16 protein-coding genes are annotated in these 14,082 nt (G+C 47.6%); 3 read left to right on the top strand and 13 right to left on the bottom strand.

Features of this window, described 5'->3' with window-relative positions; genetic code table 11:
- A partial coding sequence (locus tag QUB64_RS06500; protein WP_333325165.1) for a hypothetical protein occupies window positions 1–371 on the top strand: 371 nt, incomplete at its 5' end.
- A gap of 136 nt (window positions 372–507) precedes the next feature.
- Here QUB64_RS06500 and QUB64_RS06495 read toward each other — a convergent pair.
- Window positions 508–4,701, bottom strand: a complete 4,194-nt coding sequence (locus QUB64_RS06495; protein WP_333266964.1) for a CheR family methyltransferase — start codon at window positions 4,699–4,701, stop codon at window positions 508–510.
- 363 nt (window positions 4,702–5,064) lie between these two features.
- Here QUB64_RS06495 and QUB64_RS06490 point away from each other — a divergent pair, with 363 nt between their 5' ends.
- Window positions 5,065–5,199 carry a hypothetical protein gene (locus QUB64_RS06490; protein ID WP_333325162.1) on the top strand — a complete coding sequence of 45 codons (135 nt, stop codon included), beginning with the start codon at window positions 5,065–5,067 and terminating at the stop codon, window positions 5,197–5,199.
- 537 nt (window positions 5,200–5,736) lie between these two features.
- On the opposite strand, the gene QUB64_RS06485 is transcribed toward QUB64_RS06490, so the two are convergent.
- The 7 genes from QUB64_RS06485 to QUB64_RS06455 form a co-directional block, all read right to left on the bottom strand.
- The gene (locus tag QUB64_RS06485; RefSeq protein ID WP_333266960.1) at window positions 5,737–6,813 is read right to left on the bottom strand and encodes a 30S ribosomal protein S1; all 1,077 of its coding nucleotides are present in this window, start codon (window positions 6,811–6,813) and stop codon (window positions 5,737–5,739) included.
- 454 nt (window positions 6,814–7,267) lie between these two features.
- Complete coding sequence (gene nrdR, locus QUB64_RS06480; RefSeq protein ID WP_333266958.1) at window positions 7,268–7,834, bottom strand: transcriptional regulator NrdR; 567 nt, start codon at window positions 7,832–7,834, stop codon at window positions 7,268–7,270.
- Window positions 7,835–8,270: 436 nt separating this feature from the next.
- Complete coding sequence (locus QUB64_RS06475) at window positions 8,271–8,366, bottom strand: photosystem II reaction center protein T (RefSeq protein ID WP_083622085.1); 96 nt, start codon at window positions 8,364–8,366, stop codon at window positions 8,271–8,273.
- Between the two features lie 145 nt (window positions 8,367–8,511).
- On the bottom strand, window positions 8,512–10,041 hold the full coding sequence (psbB, locus tag QUB64_RS06470; protein WP_333266956.1) for a photosystem II chlorophyll-binding protein CP47: 1,530 nt from the start codon (window positions 10,039–10,041) through the stop codon (window positions 8,512–8,514).
- A 192-nt stretch (window positions 10,042–10,233) separates the two neighbouring features.
- Entirely contained in the window at window positions 10,234–10,683 is a 450-nt protein-coding gene (locus QUB64_RS06465; RefSeq protein WP_333266954.1) for a hypothetical protein, read from the bottom strand.
- A complete protein-coding gene (locus QUB64_RS06460) occupies window positions 10,680–10,874 on the bottom strand; it encodes a hypothetical protein (protein ID WP_333266953.1) in 195 nt (64 codons plus the stop codon). The genes QUB64_RS06465 and QUB64_RS06460 overlap by 4 nt, the downstream gene beginning before the upstream one ends.
- Window positions 10,875–10,878: 4 nt before the next feature.
- The gene (locus tag QUB64_RS06455; protein WP_333266951.1) at window positions 10,879–11,100 is read right to left on the bottom strand and encodes a hypothetical protein; all 222 of its coding nucleotides are present in this window, start codon (window positions 11,098–11,100) and stop codon (window positions 10,879–10,881) included.
- Window positions 11,101–11,138: 38 nt separating this feature from the next.
- Between QUB64_RS06455 and QUB64_RS06450 the strand changes: the two genes are divergently transcribed.
- Complete coding sequence (locus QUB64_RS06450; protein WP_333266948.1) at window positions 11,139–11,393, top strand: KGK domain-containing protein; 255 nt, start codon at window positions 11,139–11,141, stop codon at window positions 11,391–11,393.
- A gap of 37 nt (window positions 11,394–11,430) precedes the next feature.
- On the opposite strand, the gene QUB64_RS06445 is transcribed toward QUB64_RS06450, so the two are convergent.
- From QUB64_RS06445 to QUB64_RS06425, 5 genes are all read right to left on the bottom strand, one after another.
- Window positions 11,431–11,793: a hypothetical protein gene (locus QUB64_RS06445; protein WP_333266946.1), complete on the bottom strand. Its 363-nt coding sequence runs from the start codon at window positions 11,791–11,793 to the stop codon at window positions 11,431–11,433.
- Entirely contained in the window at window positions 11,775–12,041 is a 267-nt protein-coding gene (locus QUB64_RS06440; protein ID WP_333266944.1) for a hypothetical protein, read from the bottom strand. Before QUB64_RS06440 ends, QUB64_RS06445 begins: the two co-directional genes overlap by 19 nt.
- A gap of 3 nt (window positions 12,042–12,044) precedes the next feature.
- On the bottom strand, window positions 12,045–12,719 hold the full coding sequence (locus QUB64_RS06435; RefSeq protein WP_333266941.1) for a hypothetical protein: 675 nt from the start codon (window positions 12,717–12,719) through the stop codon (window positions 12,045–12,047).
- A 33-nt stretch (window positions 12,720–12,752) separates the two neighbouring features.
- The gene (locus QUB64_RS06430; RefSeq protein ID WP_333266939.1) at window positions 12,753–13,067 is read right to left on the bottom strand and encodes a hypothetical protein; all 315 of its coding nucleotides are present in this window, start codon (window positions 13,065–13,067) and stop codon (window positions 12,753–12,755) included.
- Between the two features lie 385 nt (window positions 13,068–13,452).
- Window positions 13,453–14,082, bottom strand: a 630-nt coding sequence (locus QUB64_RS06425) for a hypothetical protein (RefSeq protein ID WP_333266937.1), incomplete at its 5' end; no start/stop codon positions are given.

Raw genomic sequence — 14,082 nt, 5'->3', positions numbered from 1 at the left:
AAAAAAATCGACAATCTGATAGCGACGCACCATTGCAGCGAGCCGAGTGCAAACAAACCAAAAAATATTCGGATTCTTTGTTTGGCTCGATGTCTCATGTGCGTCGCTTTCAGATTGTCGCTATTTATTTACAGATTTTCGGTAGCGACGCACCCTACAAATACTTCGTAGCATGGTTTTTTCTAACTGGCACTCATGTGCGCCGCTTTCAGATTGTCACTATTTATTTACAGATTTTCGGTAGCGACGCACCCTACAAATACTTCGTAGCAGGGTTTTTTCTAACTGGCACAAGAAGGTGCGTCGCTTTCAGATTGTCGCTATTTATTTACAGATTTTCGGTAGCGACGCACCCTACAAATACTTCGTAGCAGGGTTTTTTCTAGCTGGCACTCATGTGCGCCGCTGTCAGATTGTCACTATTTATTTACAGATTTTCGGTAGCGACGCACCCTACAAATATAAAAAAATGGTGTAATAGTTTCAATGGTAGATATCCAAAATTATTTAAAATCTTCCTACTAAATTGGCAACAATTAATGCTAGTTGAACGGGCTTTACAGGCTTAGCAATATGTGTTTGAAAACCCGCTGCGATCGCCCGATCGCGTTCTTGCTCGCTCGCATACGCAGTCAGGGCTGCGGCGGGGATATGTCCTCCGGCTGTCGCCGCAAGGGTTCGCACTTGCCGAATTAAGGAATATCCGTTTTCTTCAGGCATTCCCAAATCCGAAATCAGCACGTCATATCTGTTGGGGTTTTCCGTCAACTCAGCCATCGCCATTCTTGCAGATTCCGCCGTCACCACCTCGGCGCCGTAGCTTTCCAGCACAAATTTTAAGAGCTCGCGGGTATCAGCCTCATCATCGACAACTAAAACCTGCAAATTTTCCAAAGAAGGGACGCGCTCGCTTGAGGCGTTCCAAGGCTCTGAAAATACAGCAGCCTCTAAATCGTTTGGCGGTGTCAAATCTTCAGGCGAAGCTCGCAGCGGCAATCTTACAGTTATTGTAGTTCCTTGTTCGTGCCCCGCACTTTCGGCCTGCACTGTTCCTCCGTGCAATTCGACAAGATGGTAGACGATCGACAAACCCAATCCCAACCCTTGATTAATCTTAGTGGTGCTAGAATCTCCTTGGCGGAAGCGATCGAAAATATACGGTAACAACTCCGGCGCAATCCCTTTTCCGGTGTCGGTGACTCGAAGTTCAGCGTGAGGCTCGATCGCCTGCAACACAATTTCCACTCGTCCCCCCGATGGAGTAAACTTAATCGCATTAGATAAGATATTCCACAAAACTTGCTGCAAGCGATCGATATCGCCTAAAACAGTTGCAGAACTCAAATACGAAACAATTTCAATGTTTTTTGCTTCCGCTGAAAATTGCACCCCATCGATCGCAGCTTGCACCACTAACCGCAGATCGATCGCACAGGTATTAAGTTGCAGCTTGCCGTTTGTAATCCGGGAAATATCGAGCAGATCTTCGATTAACTGAGCTTGCGCCCTGGCGCTGCGCTCGATCACCTCTAGGGCGCGATCCGCTGCTGCTGTCGTCATGTTCTTGGAGCGCAGCATTTGCGCCCACGCCAGAATCGGAGTCAGGGGATTGCGGAGTTCGTGGGAGAGATTCGCCAGAAATTCATCCTTAGCACGGTTAGCAATTTCTGCCTGTTGGCGGGCTGACTTTTCCTGCTGCAATAACTGCGATCGCTCTGTCTCAAACTGCTTGCGATCGGTGATATCCTCGATCGACAGCAGAATCATAGAAACACTGTCTTCTGGTTCAACTTTACAAGCGTTTAGCAGCACCGTTTTCGGCCCCTGCGACTTAAAAATCTGCTCCACCTCAAAATTTTTGATTTCTCCAGTATTAACCAGAACATCTTGCAACAGAGCTCGCAACAGCGAGATATTCCACAGCCCGTTAGCCAGTTCAAACAAAGAAGCTTGCGCGGTTTCTGAGACTGACACTTGAAACGTTTCGTGGAACGATCGATTGGCGGTGTTCACTTTAAAATTAGCATCCAGCACGATTAAAGGTGTCGGCACGCTTTCCACAATTATTTCCGCATAGTTGCGAGCTTTTTCTAAGGTAACAGCGCTGCGTTTGAGAGCATCAATATCAATCAAAACCATCACCACACCCTCAATCTGGTTTTCGCTCGTCCGGTAAGGACGAATCCGGAGGGCGTACCAATATCCCGATAGAGTTTGCACTTCTTGTTCTTTCGTATTGAGAGTTTCCATCACCTCCAAAATCATCGGTTCCAACTCGGGAAGCTCCAGATTGGCTCGGATGTCGCTAAACGGGCGCCCCACATCCGTAGAAATTAGATTGAACAGCCGCTGCGCCATGGGCGTAAAGCTGCGAATCCGCAAATCGTTTGCCAGCATTAAAATTGGAATATTGATGCTCGCTAGCAAATTAGTCACGTCGTTATTAACCTGCTGCAAATCGAGATTGCGAGTGCGAAGTTCCTCGACAGTGGTAATTAGTTCTTCGTTCGTAGCTTGAATTTCTTCTTTTGCCGTTTCTAATTCTTCGTTAATGCTTTGCAGTTCCTCGTTGCTGGAAATAATTTCTTCGTTAGCCACTCTCAGGTCTTGGTTGAGATTTTCTTGCTCCTCGATCACCGTTTGCAGGTGGGCTTGAGCTACTGTTTTCTCTTGGTTGGCGGTGACAAGTTCCTGCCTGAGCCGCACAATTTCTCGCTCTAAATCGTTGGGTTCTGAGCTGTCAAAATTTACGGTTTCCAGCTCGTCGATCGCACCGGCAGAAGCTTCTTCAAACAGCACCAAGAAATAGCGCGCTTCGGCGATCGCAGGCTGGAACGGAATCACCTCAAAATTGACAAGATTCGAGCCATCGCCCTCTTGCACCCTCACCCGTTCTTTTCTCACAGTCACGTTCTGAGTTTGCGCTTGATAAATAGCCGTGCGAAGTTCCACAGACAATCCTGCAACAGCCATGGCGAACAAATTTAAACTCGGTGTTCCCGGTGTGAGTCGCAAGTAGCGATTGGTATCTCCCCGCAGTTGCAAAATCTCCATGTGCTCGTTGACTACCGCACCGACAGCAGCACAGCGATTTAAAATCAATTGGTCTGTTTCGCGCTGCAAGTCAAAGTTATTGGTAAAATTAGAATTCATTCGCTGGGGATTTTCTAGTTGGGTTACGGGAGAGAAACTTGTCGCAAAGGACAGTCGGGGACGAGTTGCGGTTAACTTTTTGGCATAAATTTTCGACGACCCGTCGGCTAAACTAAATAAGTCCGAGGATTTTCCCGTACTTTCGGAAGTGCCGAGCATCAAGAAGCCTGTTGGGTTGAGACTGTAATGAAAAATCGATAAAACTCGTTTTTGTAAAGGTTCTGCCAAATAAATCAGCACATTGCGGCAACTAATTAGATCGAGATTAGAAAAAGGCGGGTCGATTCCTAAGTTTTGTCGGGCGAACACGCACAGTTCGCGGACTGCTTTGCTGATGCGATATCCGCCTCCTTCAGCCGGGACAAAGAAGCGGTGGCGCCGCTCCGGTGAAACGCCTAACATCTGGTTTTCTAAGTAGAAACCTGACCTCGCTTTGCCGATCGCCCTTTCGCTGATATCGGTAGCAAAAATCTGGATCGGCAGGGAAATATTGCGATCGCTCAAAAACTCTAACAGGCAAATGGCGATCGAATAAACTTCTTCACCAGTCGAACATCCCGCCACCCAAATCCGTACCGGAGCTTCTGCCGATTTATTTGGGGTAATCGTCGGGAAAACTTGCTCTTTTAAGTGTTGAAAAACTTCTAAGTCGCGGAAAAAACTCGTGACGTGGATCAAAATTTCTTCATATAAAGCTTTGACTTCCGCCGGATGTTCCTGCAAATATTGGGCGTAATCTTCCAATCTCTCCAGCTTGTACAGCAACATCCGCCGCTGGATTCGCCGGTTCAAGGTGGCTGCTTTGTAGTTGGTGAAGTCAACACCTGTAGTGGATTTGAGCAGCGCAAAAATTGTCGCCAAGGCAGATCCGGGTTCTGGCAATTCCTCAGCAGTAACCAGGGGAACAGGCCCGGCGAGAAGAGCATGGCGGCTGAGATTTGCCAGTTCCCGCGCAATGGCTTCAGGCGACAAAACGAAGTCTACACTGCCTGTAGCGACGGCTGTACTGGGCATACCGTCGAATTTTGCGGTTTCTTCGCATTGAGCAAAAGTCACGCCTCCGGCTGCTTTAATTGCCATCAGTCCCAAGGCGCCGTCTCCATCGGCCCCCGATAAAACTACGGCGATGGCTTTGTTTCCCCGATCGACTGCTAAGGACTCAAAAAACGCATCCCCCGGCATATATTTGCCAAAAACCTTCTCCCGGGCCATCAGTTTCAGGGTTCCTTCCAGCAGCAGCAGCTTGGTATTCGGCGGAATGATGTAGACGTGATTTGGTTCTGCAATCATCCCCTCTGCGACCTCCCGCACGGGCATCGGCGTGCTTCTGGCGAGAATCTCGCCCAGCAGGCTTTGGCGATCGGGCGCTAAGTGCTGGATCAGGACAAATGCCATGCCAGTATCTGGGGGTAAGTGCCTCAGCAACTGGATAAATGCTTCTAATCCTCCCGCAGATGCTGCAATCCCGACGATGGGAAATGGGGCGTCTGTTTTGGGTTCCGCATTGAGGTCGATCGATTCCGGTGTATTTTCCTCAGATAAGTTCATATGCTTGATTTCCATACCACAGTTACCAGCAGCTAACCTATAGCGGTTCTCAAGCGTGGTGAGGATAGCCCGGTTTGGCCGGTTTGGCCGGTTTGGCCGGTTTGGCCGGTTTGGCCGTCAAGTACCTCATCTTTCTGAGAAAGGCTATATCTTCTCAGTTTGGGAAGATGTAATGCGGACTATTCTAATACCAACTTGAGTTGCCAACATGACGCAACCCCCCTAAGGATTACATATAGTATCAGACTGATTAAAGGATTTAGACAGAAACACTCAAGCAACCGGGTTTTTTAACTCACAGGCGGCGGAAATAATGATTTTTTGCTAGGAAAATGCGGTTGTTACGTAAATGCTAAATTTTATGTGATTCTTGGGGATGTGTTGGAGCGATCGCAAAAATGGCGATCGGCTTTACATTTGGTTGCGTGGGGCGATCGGCTAGTGGTTGATACCAATCAACAATGTGTTATATCCCTACAAAATCAGCAATATTTGTAGGGACACGGCACCGCGGTCTCCGGCACTACAAGATGAGGATACAACAATCTTATATCCTACAAAATCATGCAGCAAAAAAACTTTGTGCAGATTCTAATTTTTTGTAAATATTCAACTCATTTTTTAATTTATGTAGCCTCACCAACCCAGTTTATTGGGAGATTTCTCCTGACTCAATGCAAAACTCGTAGCAACCGGGTTGATAGCTAAAGATGAGTAAGCCCTCACAAACAAATGGCAATGCCGCGCCCACAATCCCGGCGCAAGAAACGGCAATCCAGTGTCCATAATTTCTGCCAAAAAAATGGCATTTTCGTGTCCGCAATCCCCGCCCAAAAACGGCACTGTTGTTTCCCTACAGATGCTCGGTTTTGGGAATTGGTATTATATCGTGTCGGTAGATTACCATAACAAAAAATGTTTGTAGTGCGTCCTGGTGTCCGCAGGATTTGGCGGACACCAGGACGCACTACAAACCTTAATTAAAAACAAAAAAAAGAGGGACAATCCCCTCTTTCGAGCGCAGTGACTGCAATGTTATTCGACCGTTGCAGGAGGGATTTCTTCCTCTACTAATACTGCTTCCGGTGCGGCTTCGACTGCTACTTCGGGTTCATCTTCTTCCATTGCTGAGGGCACATCTTCGAGTATTTCATCGGATATGTCCTCAACATCAGTTGATTCTACAGGAATGTCTATGCCTGCTTTAGCTTGCTTTTGAGCCAGCATTTTCTCCCGGAACTTAGCTGCCATTTCTTCAGCTTTTTCATAAACCAATTCGCGATTTTTGACCATCGCGCCCGGTTCCGGTTCCAACTGCTTGGTGGAGAGAGAAATCCGGCCTCTGTCGGCATCCAAGTCAATGATCATCACTTTCACTTCGTCGTTGACATTGAAGACGCTATGAGGCGTATCGATGTGATCGTGCGAAATTTCTGAGATGTGCAGCAAGCCGCTGACGCCGCCGATGTCGATAAATGCACCGTAAGGCTTGATACCGCGCACTGTACCGGTGACCACTTCCCCGACTTCGAGACGGTTCATCTTCTTTTCGACCAAAGCGCGACGGTGGCTCAACACTAGGCGGTTGCGGTCTTCGTCTACCTCTAAGAATTTTAATGGCAATTCTTCGGCGACCAATTCTTCCTTCGGTTTGCGGGTACTGATGTGAGAACCGGGAATAAAGCCTCGCAACCCTTCAATTCTCACGAGTGCGCCGCCTCGGTTGGTGGCAAATACTTGCGATCGCACCGTAGCATCTTCCGCTTGCAGTTGTCGCACTCTTTCCCAAGCCCGCATATACTCGATGCGCCGGATGGACAGGGTTAATTGTCCGTCTTCGTTTTCATCGGTGAGGATGAAAAATTCTCTGGTTTCGTTTGATTGCAATACCTCTTCAGGGTTTTCGACTCGATTGATCGACATTTCCTGAATGGGAATGTACGCTGCTGTTTTAGCACCGATATCAATCAGAGCGCCCCTCGGTTCTATACTAAAAACTGTACCCGCGACTACATCGCCCGGGCTAAAGTGATAGTCATATTTATCTAGTAGGGCTGCAAAATCCTCGTGAGTAAAGCCGATGTCTTTGACTGTGGTTTTGAGATTGACCATGCGAATAGTTTCCTAGGATTTCTCTCCTTCATGTTTTTCGTTTGTGCCGGCAGATATTAGAGATTTTGGTGAAAAAGCGGTTAACTTTTTTCAAAATATTTTACGAAAGTCAGTTTGTGCTAACTTTTGCTCTTTTGCTGGGTACACCCCAGCGCTTGCCATTACTGTTACCCTAAACTCTGCGTTAAAACGTTTAATTTTAACATTCCGAGTCAAGTAGACTATTTTGACATACTCACCGCCCTAAAAGTGCGGTGATTCTTGACGTTTCACAGGGTGATGCTACAGTCGTAGTCTTACTCTCCCTCCACGTCCATTTATAGTCGTGGCCATGCCCTATCCCGACTTCTTAAATAGTATAGCAGCAGAAAGCCGTCCTAAAAGGACGGGGTTTTAGACCCAATTTTTCCGATCTACTTACCCGCATACTGCTTTTAAATTAATTTGAGCGAGCTTAGCTGGGAGTTGCGCAGGATGCGGGGCTTTCTCGATCGACTGCGCCGACATCCCGCGCCTCTGGCTCTAAATCTGAAGGAGTTTCTCGCTCTTGGGCCTCTTCGGCTTCATTGAGGGGATTTTGAAGGTGATTTAAGGTATCTACAAAATCTCGGATGCCTCGAAATTGGCGATATACCGAGGCAAAACGGACATAAGCGACTTCGCTGAGCGGCCGCAGGTGCGATAACACCAGTTCCCCAATTTCTGAGCTGGCGATTTCTCGGAGCGATCGACCTTGAAGTTGGGCTTCGATTTCTTCTGCGAGGGTTTCGAGTTCTCCGGAAGACAAACCTGTTTTTTCGCAGGCCCGAACCAGTCCTCTGACTAATTTTGACCGATCGAAAGATTCGCGCTTGCCGTCCCGCTTGATCACCGTAATCGGCACAAATTCTATGCGTTCGTAAGTTGTGAAGCGGTGCTGACAGCTCAAACACTCGCGCCGCCGACGGATGCTTTGACCTGATTCGGCTGAACGCGATTCGAGAACGCGACTATTTGTGTGTTGGCAGGAGGAACAGCGCATGATTGCTGATTGTAACAGGCGTTGCTAGCAAATTGCCATTCATCTCACCGCGCGGGGGCTGATGAATGGCTGGACTAGAAAAATGACTAGGCACACAGCGGTGAGCATAGGTGTCAACTTAAGCTAAAACCTACTTTTAGACTGCTGTGTGATGACTAGGCTAGATCCCCCCTAACCCCCCTTAAGAAGGGGGGGACAAGAGCTTCAAAGTCCCCTGACTATCAGGAGGGGACAGCAGTCTTATCAAAGTCCCCCGACTATCAGGGGGGGCAGCAGTCTTATCAAAGTCCCCTGACTATCACGGGGGGACAGCAGTCTTCTCTCAAAGTCCCCCTTCGATCGGGGGATTTAGGGGGATCGAGACTCTGCTATAAACAAGAGATACAAAGGTTTTTAGGCCATTGTTGACACCCCTTGGCTGCCGGCGTATAGCTAATTATTTGCCAATCCGGGGTGGTTCCCGAAAGGCGATCGCAAAAAATAGTACACCTAAGGCTAAAGCCAGAATCAAAATGTAAGCAACGCTTTCCATGTTAAATTTTCCCTATCTTCCCTTGCCGTATTATTTTATCTTAATTAGTGATTTGATTATTAACTAAAAAAACCCGGTTTCTTGAAGAAACCGGGTTTTTGTGCACCGGGGAAGTTTCCCGGTGCTCTGTGAAAGCGGCAGAAAACTAGATAGATTCTTCTCTTCTTGTGGTCTTGTCGCCCAGTTTTTGGAACAAGCCCCACTCGACTTGCTCTTCTAAGTCAGCCTCAACTCCAGCAAACACGTCGCGGAAAATAGTCCGAGAACCGTGCCAGATATGACCGAAGAAGAATAGCAAAGCAAAGCAAACGTGTCCGAAAGTGAACCAACCGCGAGTTGAAGTGCGGAAAACCCCGTCAGACTTCAAGGTTTCGCGATCGAATTCAAATACTTCACCCTTTTGGGCAGCGCGAGCAAACTTCTTAACATCTAGAGGATTCTTAAAAGTTTGACCGTTGAGTTCGCCACCGTAGAAGCTGACAGTAACTCCGCTTTGTTCAAAGCTGTATTTTGATTCAGCACGGCGGAAGGGGATGTCAGCGCGAACGACCCCATCTTTGTCCGTCAAAATTACTGGGAAAGTTTCAAAGAAGTTCGGGAGGCGGCGCACCGACAACACCCGTCCGTCGTTGTCAGTAAATACTGGATGGCCCAGCCAAGTTTTAGCGATACCGTCGCCGTTGACCATCGCGCCTGCACGGAACAAACCACCTTTAGCAGGAGAGTTGCCCACGTAGTCGAAGAAAGCCAGTTTTTCGGGAATTTTTTCGTAAGCTTCTTGGAAGCTTTGGCCCGCGGCTAAGCTAGCTTGAGCTCTGCGATCGATCTCTTGTTGGAAATAGTTGCCATCCCACTGATAGCGAGTCGGGCCAAAAAGCTCGATCGGAGTAGCAGCAGAACCGTACCACATAGTACCCGCAACCACGAAAGCTGCAAAGAACACAGCAGCGATACTGCTAGAAAGTACAGTTTCGATGTTACCCATCCGCAGGGCTTTGTAAAGACGTTCCGGCGGCCGCACAGTCAAGTGGAACAAACCGGCAATTACGCCGACTACACCCGCTGCAATGTGGTGAGCGACGATGCCGCCCGGATTGAACGGATCGAAGCCTTCAGGGCCCCAAGCAGGCGCCACTGGTTGGACGTGACCGGTCAAGCCGTAGGGGTCAGAAACCCACATTCCCGGGCCAAAAAGTCCAGAAAGGTGAAATGCGCCGAAGCCAAAGCAGAGCAAGCCGGAGAGGAACAAGTGAATGCCAAACATTTTTGGCAAGTCGAGGGCTGGTTCGCCGGTGCGAGGATCTCTGAAGAGTTCCAAATCCCAGAATACCCAGTGCCAGACTGCTGCTAAGAACAGCAAACCAGAGAGGATGATGTGAGCGACGGCGACGCCTTCAAAAGACCAGAAGCCTGGATCGACGTTAGTTTCGCCGGTGAGGCTCCAACCGCCCCAAGAACCGGTAACTCCCAAGCGAGCCATAAAGGGTAGCACGAACATCCCTTGACGCCACATCGGGTTCAGAACTGGATCTGTGGGGTCAAAGATTGCTAGTTCGTAAAGGGCCATTGAGCCGGCCCAACCTGCCACGAGGGCAGTGTGCATTAAGTGTACAGAAATCAATCGACCTGGGTCATTTAAGACGACTGTGTGTACGCGATACCAGGGTAGTCCCATTGACTGCGGTTCTCCAAGGTGTAAGTGATGATGTCTATTTTGACGGAAAAATCAGATTCTCAATGCCGTGCAGTTACCTGCGGGCTTTAAATTCTGCCTTTTGCCGAATCCTTTCTACCTTCACAGGTGGAGGCATAAAAATGAAAGTTATTTAAAGAAGTGTATCGAGTCCCCAGTCCTTTTGCAAGAGTTTTAGTTGTAACCTACTTTTAGGGAAATATACTCAACGCCCGATCGGGCGATCGCCCGCATCCGCTCGCAAAATCTCCCCCAGCCAAACTCCCTGTTAAAAACAATACACCCAGCGCTGCCGGGAGCGTTTGCGTCAAAGTGGATGCCAAACTCCGATCGAGCCTGGCCCGTAGGAGAAACCACCGGATCGGGCGTGATGTGAAAAAAGTTGCCCTCAATCCCTCGCGTATCTGACCAGTAAGGCGTAGTTGGTATTTTGTAGTCAAACCCTTGTGGAATTGGGCCTTTCCCCCGCTGCCACTGATCGCCGTGTTGCTGCCAGCCCGCACATCCGGAAGTCGCTAAATAATCAATCTTGTTTCCATCTGGGTAAATTAGTTGCAAGTTGCCGTATAAAAGCTCAACAGCAGCTCGCAACCGCATAGTAAAAATTAAATTGTGTGCTGTCATTTGTTTTCAATTTCCCTAACGCGATCGCGCAACGCGCCAATTAAATAATCAGTTTCAGCAATTGTTTTGGCAAAACCTATTCGCCCCTGCAAATAACCCTTATCCTCGGACAACCTCGCTATTGCATCAACTAAATCTGTCAAATTTGCATTGGGATTTGCTAGCAGTTCTCTCGCCGCTATTCTTGGCATATTTTTAGCGTTCCTTAAATCCAGAATTTCCAGAAATCCAAGATTCGATATGATCGAGCCTTTTCCCGTAAAATTTTATAACCTCTTGCGTCTTTGCTCGCTCCTCTGCTGCAACGATGGCTTCTTTTTGCATATCTTTTAGAAGTTTCCAAATCAAACCCATCAACCCAAGAAGGCAACTTAATACAGCTAGATCAATTTTGAGCAACGTTGAGGTGAGATTCATTGTAAACTTTAAGATTGTGTTATTAGCTTTGAAAAACTATGGAACCGCAATTTGAGCCACTGAACGAGCAAAACCACGTTTTTTGTGTTTTAGAACCCGAGGCAAAGCTTTACGTTTGCACTGACAAAACTCACACAACTCAAGGTTTTTTAGAAATTATGACAAGTTTTTTGAAAAGTAACGTGTTTGGATCGGGATTTGATTTTTGGACAAAAACAGGAGTGCAATGCAATTTGTTGCAAGTTGGCGCAACTGGATGGGTGACAGGCAAAATTCGCGTCAAAATTAGCTGAGAATTTGCGCCCGATAAAATCGAATAAGTTATTGCAATTAACTTACTTCAACTCGGATAAAATAACGCGATTCTTGAATTATTGCCCTGTAAAAGCGAAAGTACCGTTTAAGTTGAATTTTGTAAGTAGCCAAGCCCGATTCGAGGTAATCGGGCAACACAGGCAAATTGAGCAAAATTCTATTAGAAGACGGATAAACTATTAAAGCTTTTTCTTCAACGGGCAACTCTCCTTCCACTTGCCAAACTCTTCTAATTAAAAGCCTAGATTTAATGCTTGATACAGGGCCAGTAGCAATGTACGTCAAGCGAATTAAATCTTGATCAATAGCTGAAAGCTCCGTAGCGTTCCAGCTATTTAAATTTGCCATGTCCAAGGTTCCTAGAGTGAGCCAAGCCATTCGTCACCCAAACTCCATGCGTCACTTGTTTCTACTTCTTCGTAGGCATCAACGAACTCTACATATTCGTCGAGTTCGCCACTTAAAAGGTAATCTTTTAATCGCTTGTCGTCAGCAAGCTCAAATAAACCGCTACCGTCTTGAATCAAATGCAACGTTTCGGCAGATTGATTTGCAATTTGCTTGTAAAAAAACGGCAATTCAGCTAACGTTTCTTGAAATTCGAGATGATGCGGTAATAAAAGCACTAATCAATCTCCAAACTTGCGAGCACTACCGCTGGAAGTCCAATCAGCCGGCAAAGTTACTCCATCGGCCACAAAGGTTTCAATTCTTAAAGTTGTCTCCGTTGTGCTTACTTGTCTAAAAGCCCTGCCCGGTCGCGGCAAGTTTGCTTGAATAAGTAACTGGCGAAATTCTAAATCCGTATTAGGAATAGTAATTCCTAATGCGGTAGCTTCGCTACTTCCGATTTTATTAAATTGTTGAGCCGGCATTCTCCACCCCCAATTCAATCCCGCAGTTTGAACTGCTACCAAAATGCTCCCGCTCGCCGCTTCTCCGCCGGGAACAGCAGTTCCAAAAGCTGTTGATTTTTGCGCGACTCGCCCTTGAGAAATAGCTCGTTTTACAATTTGCCACTTCCTAGTAGCTAAAGCTGTTTGAATCGAACTGCTAGAGCACAAAGACGTGATGTTTTCTTTTTTTTTCTTGAGTCTTGCGGGCTTTGGTCTCGCCGCCTTGCCACCTAATCCCACAACAACGGGAAATGTTCCGCCAATTAAAGTAGAAGCTGGCACCTGCCCTAATTCTGAAACTTCAGAAGCATCTACGTTAGTTTTAAAAACGTAAAACGCCTGTACTGCTCCTACTTGAAGATTGACCGCCCTAAGATTTCGCTCGCCGTAAATATTTGTTTTTGCCATTTGTTTTTTTGCCTGCTAGTTATTAATTAACGTTTATCCAATTGCCGGGTAAACTTGAGTAACTGTGGATTGTTGAAAAGTGTTTAAGGTGTAAACTTTTGGGCGCACGAGTATGCTTGTAGCTGTTTGACCCGGCGGCCAAAAAATAGCTTGTTCGTTACCCAAACCAGTGTTTACCGCCAACACGTCCGTTCCGGCTGGGGCGGTAGCATTAAAAGCTGCTTGAGCCGTGTTAAATGCGTCGAGCAAGTCGCTCAAAAGCTTAACAGCTTGTGAGCTAGGGGGGTACGCAACAGAATCTACGGTAATTCCTGCGGGTAGAGTGATAGCTCCAACTGTGATTGACATAAGGTCTTTTGATTTGAGTTGATACTCCCCAATGTAAAACCTCAGGCCTCAAACGCGCAACACCATATGACCTAGTACAGGCAAAGGTTTGAGTCAACATATGCTAATGTACAACCCTAGGGTTGTGCGGTTGCACGCAACCCCAAACTGCTAAATTGTAAATTTTTGTTAAGCAACTTTGTTAATTCTTTACCCAAGACTTGGCACTCGCAGCCGAAGGGCGCTAACTCGCCACAAAGGCAGGTATGGCAAGCAATATATTTACCGACCCAAAGGGCAACTCCTCGATCGCCTGTCTAGAGAAACCGGAATGTCGGTCGGGGACGTGCGAGCACAGCTCGACAAGGAACGGCAGTATTTGCTAAACCGGAGCTGAGCTGCCAGCTTACCCCAGGGGGGGCAAATTTTCGGGTTCGCTATCAACCCAAAGATCAATTTCGATCCTTTCTTCGTCCCAAACGCGATCGGACAAATCAGTCCTGCCTTCTAAGTCCTGCGATCGCTTGCGCCACACGAGAACCGCCTTGCTGGGATAAACAATGTACGGCTGCTGCTTCCGCTGCGTCGTCGGGTTTGTGTAGCCGGAATCGCGGATGCCATTCGGGACTATTTCAGCAGTCGAAAGCGCCAGCAACTCCTCAATCTTGCCCTTGCCTTCATTTTCGGTGTTTGCATAAACTTGCATTTGCCGGCCGTTATTTAACTGAGCCGTCACTAACCTTTGCCCGCTGGTGTACCGCTTGGCCGCTAGCTTCAATTTATCCCAGTTAATGCCGCGCTTGACATCTGGCACCGTTACTTGACGCTTGCGAGCTCGCTTGCCGTCGCCCATTACCCAAGGCGGCCGCTCCTTTTCTTTGAACTCAAAAATCAAATAGCGCTCCTGAAAATTGGGCCGCACGTAATCGTCCACAGGAGTGCCATTAATCAAAACTCCGACATCTCGATTGCCAAGCATTTGGTGAGTTGCCATAACCTGAACCACTGCCGGCCTGAGCACAGCTTCGGGCCCGGA

This window comes from Microcoleus sp. Aus8_D2 (genome assembly GCF_036702665.1).
Lineage (GTDB): Bacteria > Cyanobacteriota > Cyanobacteriia > Cyanobacteriales > Microcoleaceae > Microcoleus.
The sequence above is the reverse complement of the archived record's forward strand: the minus strand, read 5'-3'. Positions and strand labels throughout refer to the sequence as shown.

What these genes read in the sequence shown, in the direction of transcription:
- QUB64_RS06495 (WP_333266964.1), bottom strand. Translation starts at nt 4,701, where the DNA reads ATGAACTTATCTGAGGAAAATACACCGGAATCGATCGACCTCAATGCG.
- QUB64_RS06485 (WP_333266960.1), bottom strand. Translation starts at nt 6,813, where the DNA reads ATGGTCAATCTCAAAACCACAGTCAAAGACATCGGCTTTACTCACGAG.
- nrdR (WP_333266958.1), bottom strand. Translation starts at nt 7,834, where the DNA reads ATGCGCTGTTCCTCCTGCCAACACACAAATAGTCGCGTTCTCGAATCG.
- QUB64_RS06475 (WP_083622085.1), bottom strand. Translation starts at nt 8,366, where the DNA reads ATGGAAAGCGTTGCTTACATTTTGATTCTGGCTTTAGCCTTAGGTGTA.
- psbB (WP_333266956.1), bottom strand. Translation starts at nt 10,041, where the DNA reads ATGGGACTACCCTGGTATCGCGTACACACAGTCGTCTTAAATGACCCA.
- QUB64_RS06465 (WP_333266954.1), bottom strand. Translation starts at nt 10,683, where the DNA reads ATGACAGCACACAATTTAATTTTTACTATGCGGTTGCGAGCTGCTGTT.
- QUB64_RS06460 (WP_333266953.1), bottom strand. Translation starts at nt 10,874, where the DNA reads ATGCCAAGAATAGCGGCGAGAGAACTGCTAGCAAATCCCAATGCAAAT.
- QUB64_RS06455 (WP_333266951.1), bottom strand. Translation starts at nt 11,100, where the DNA reads ATGAATCTCACCTCAACGTTGCTCAAAATTGATCTAGCTGTATTAAGT.
- QUB64_RS06450 (WP_333266948.1), top strand. Translation starts at nt 11,139, where the DNA reads ATGGAACCGCAATTTGAGCCACTGAACGAGCAAAACCACGTTTTTTGT.
- QUB64_RS06445 (WP_333266946.1), bottom strand. Translation starts at nt 11,793, where the DNA reads ATGGCTTGGCTCACTCTAGGAACCTTGGACATGGCAAATTTAAATAGC.
- QUB64_RS06435 (WP_333266941.1), bottom strand. Translation starts at nt 12,719, where the DNA reads ATGGCAAAAACAAATATTTACGGCGAGCGAAATCTTAGGGCGGTCAAT.
- QUB64_RS06430 (WP_333266939.1), bottom strand. Translation starts at nt 13,067, where the DNA reads ATGTCAATCACAGTTGGAGCTATCACTCTACCCGCAGGAATTACCGTA.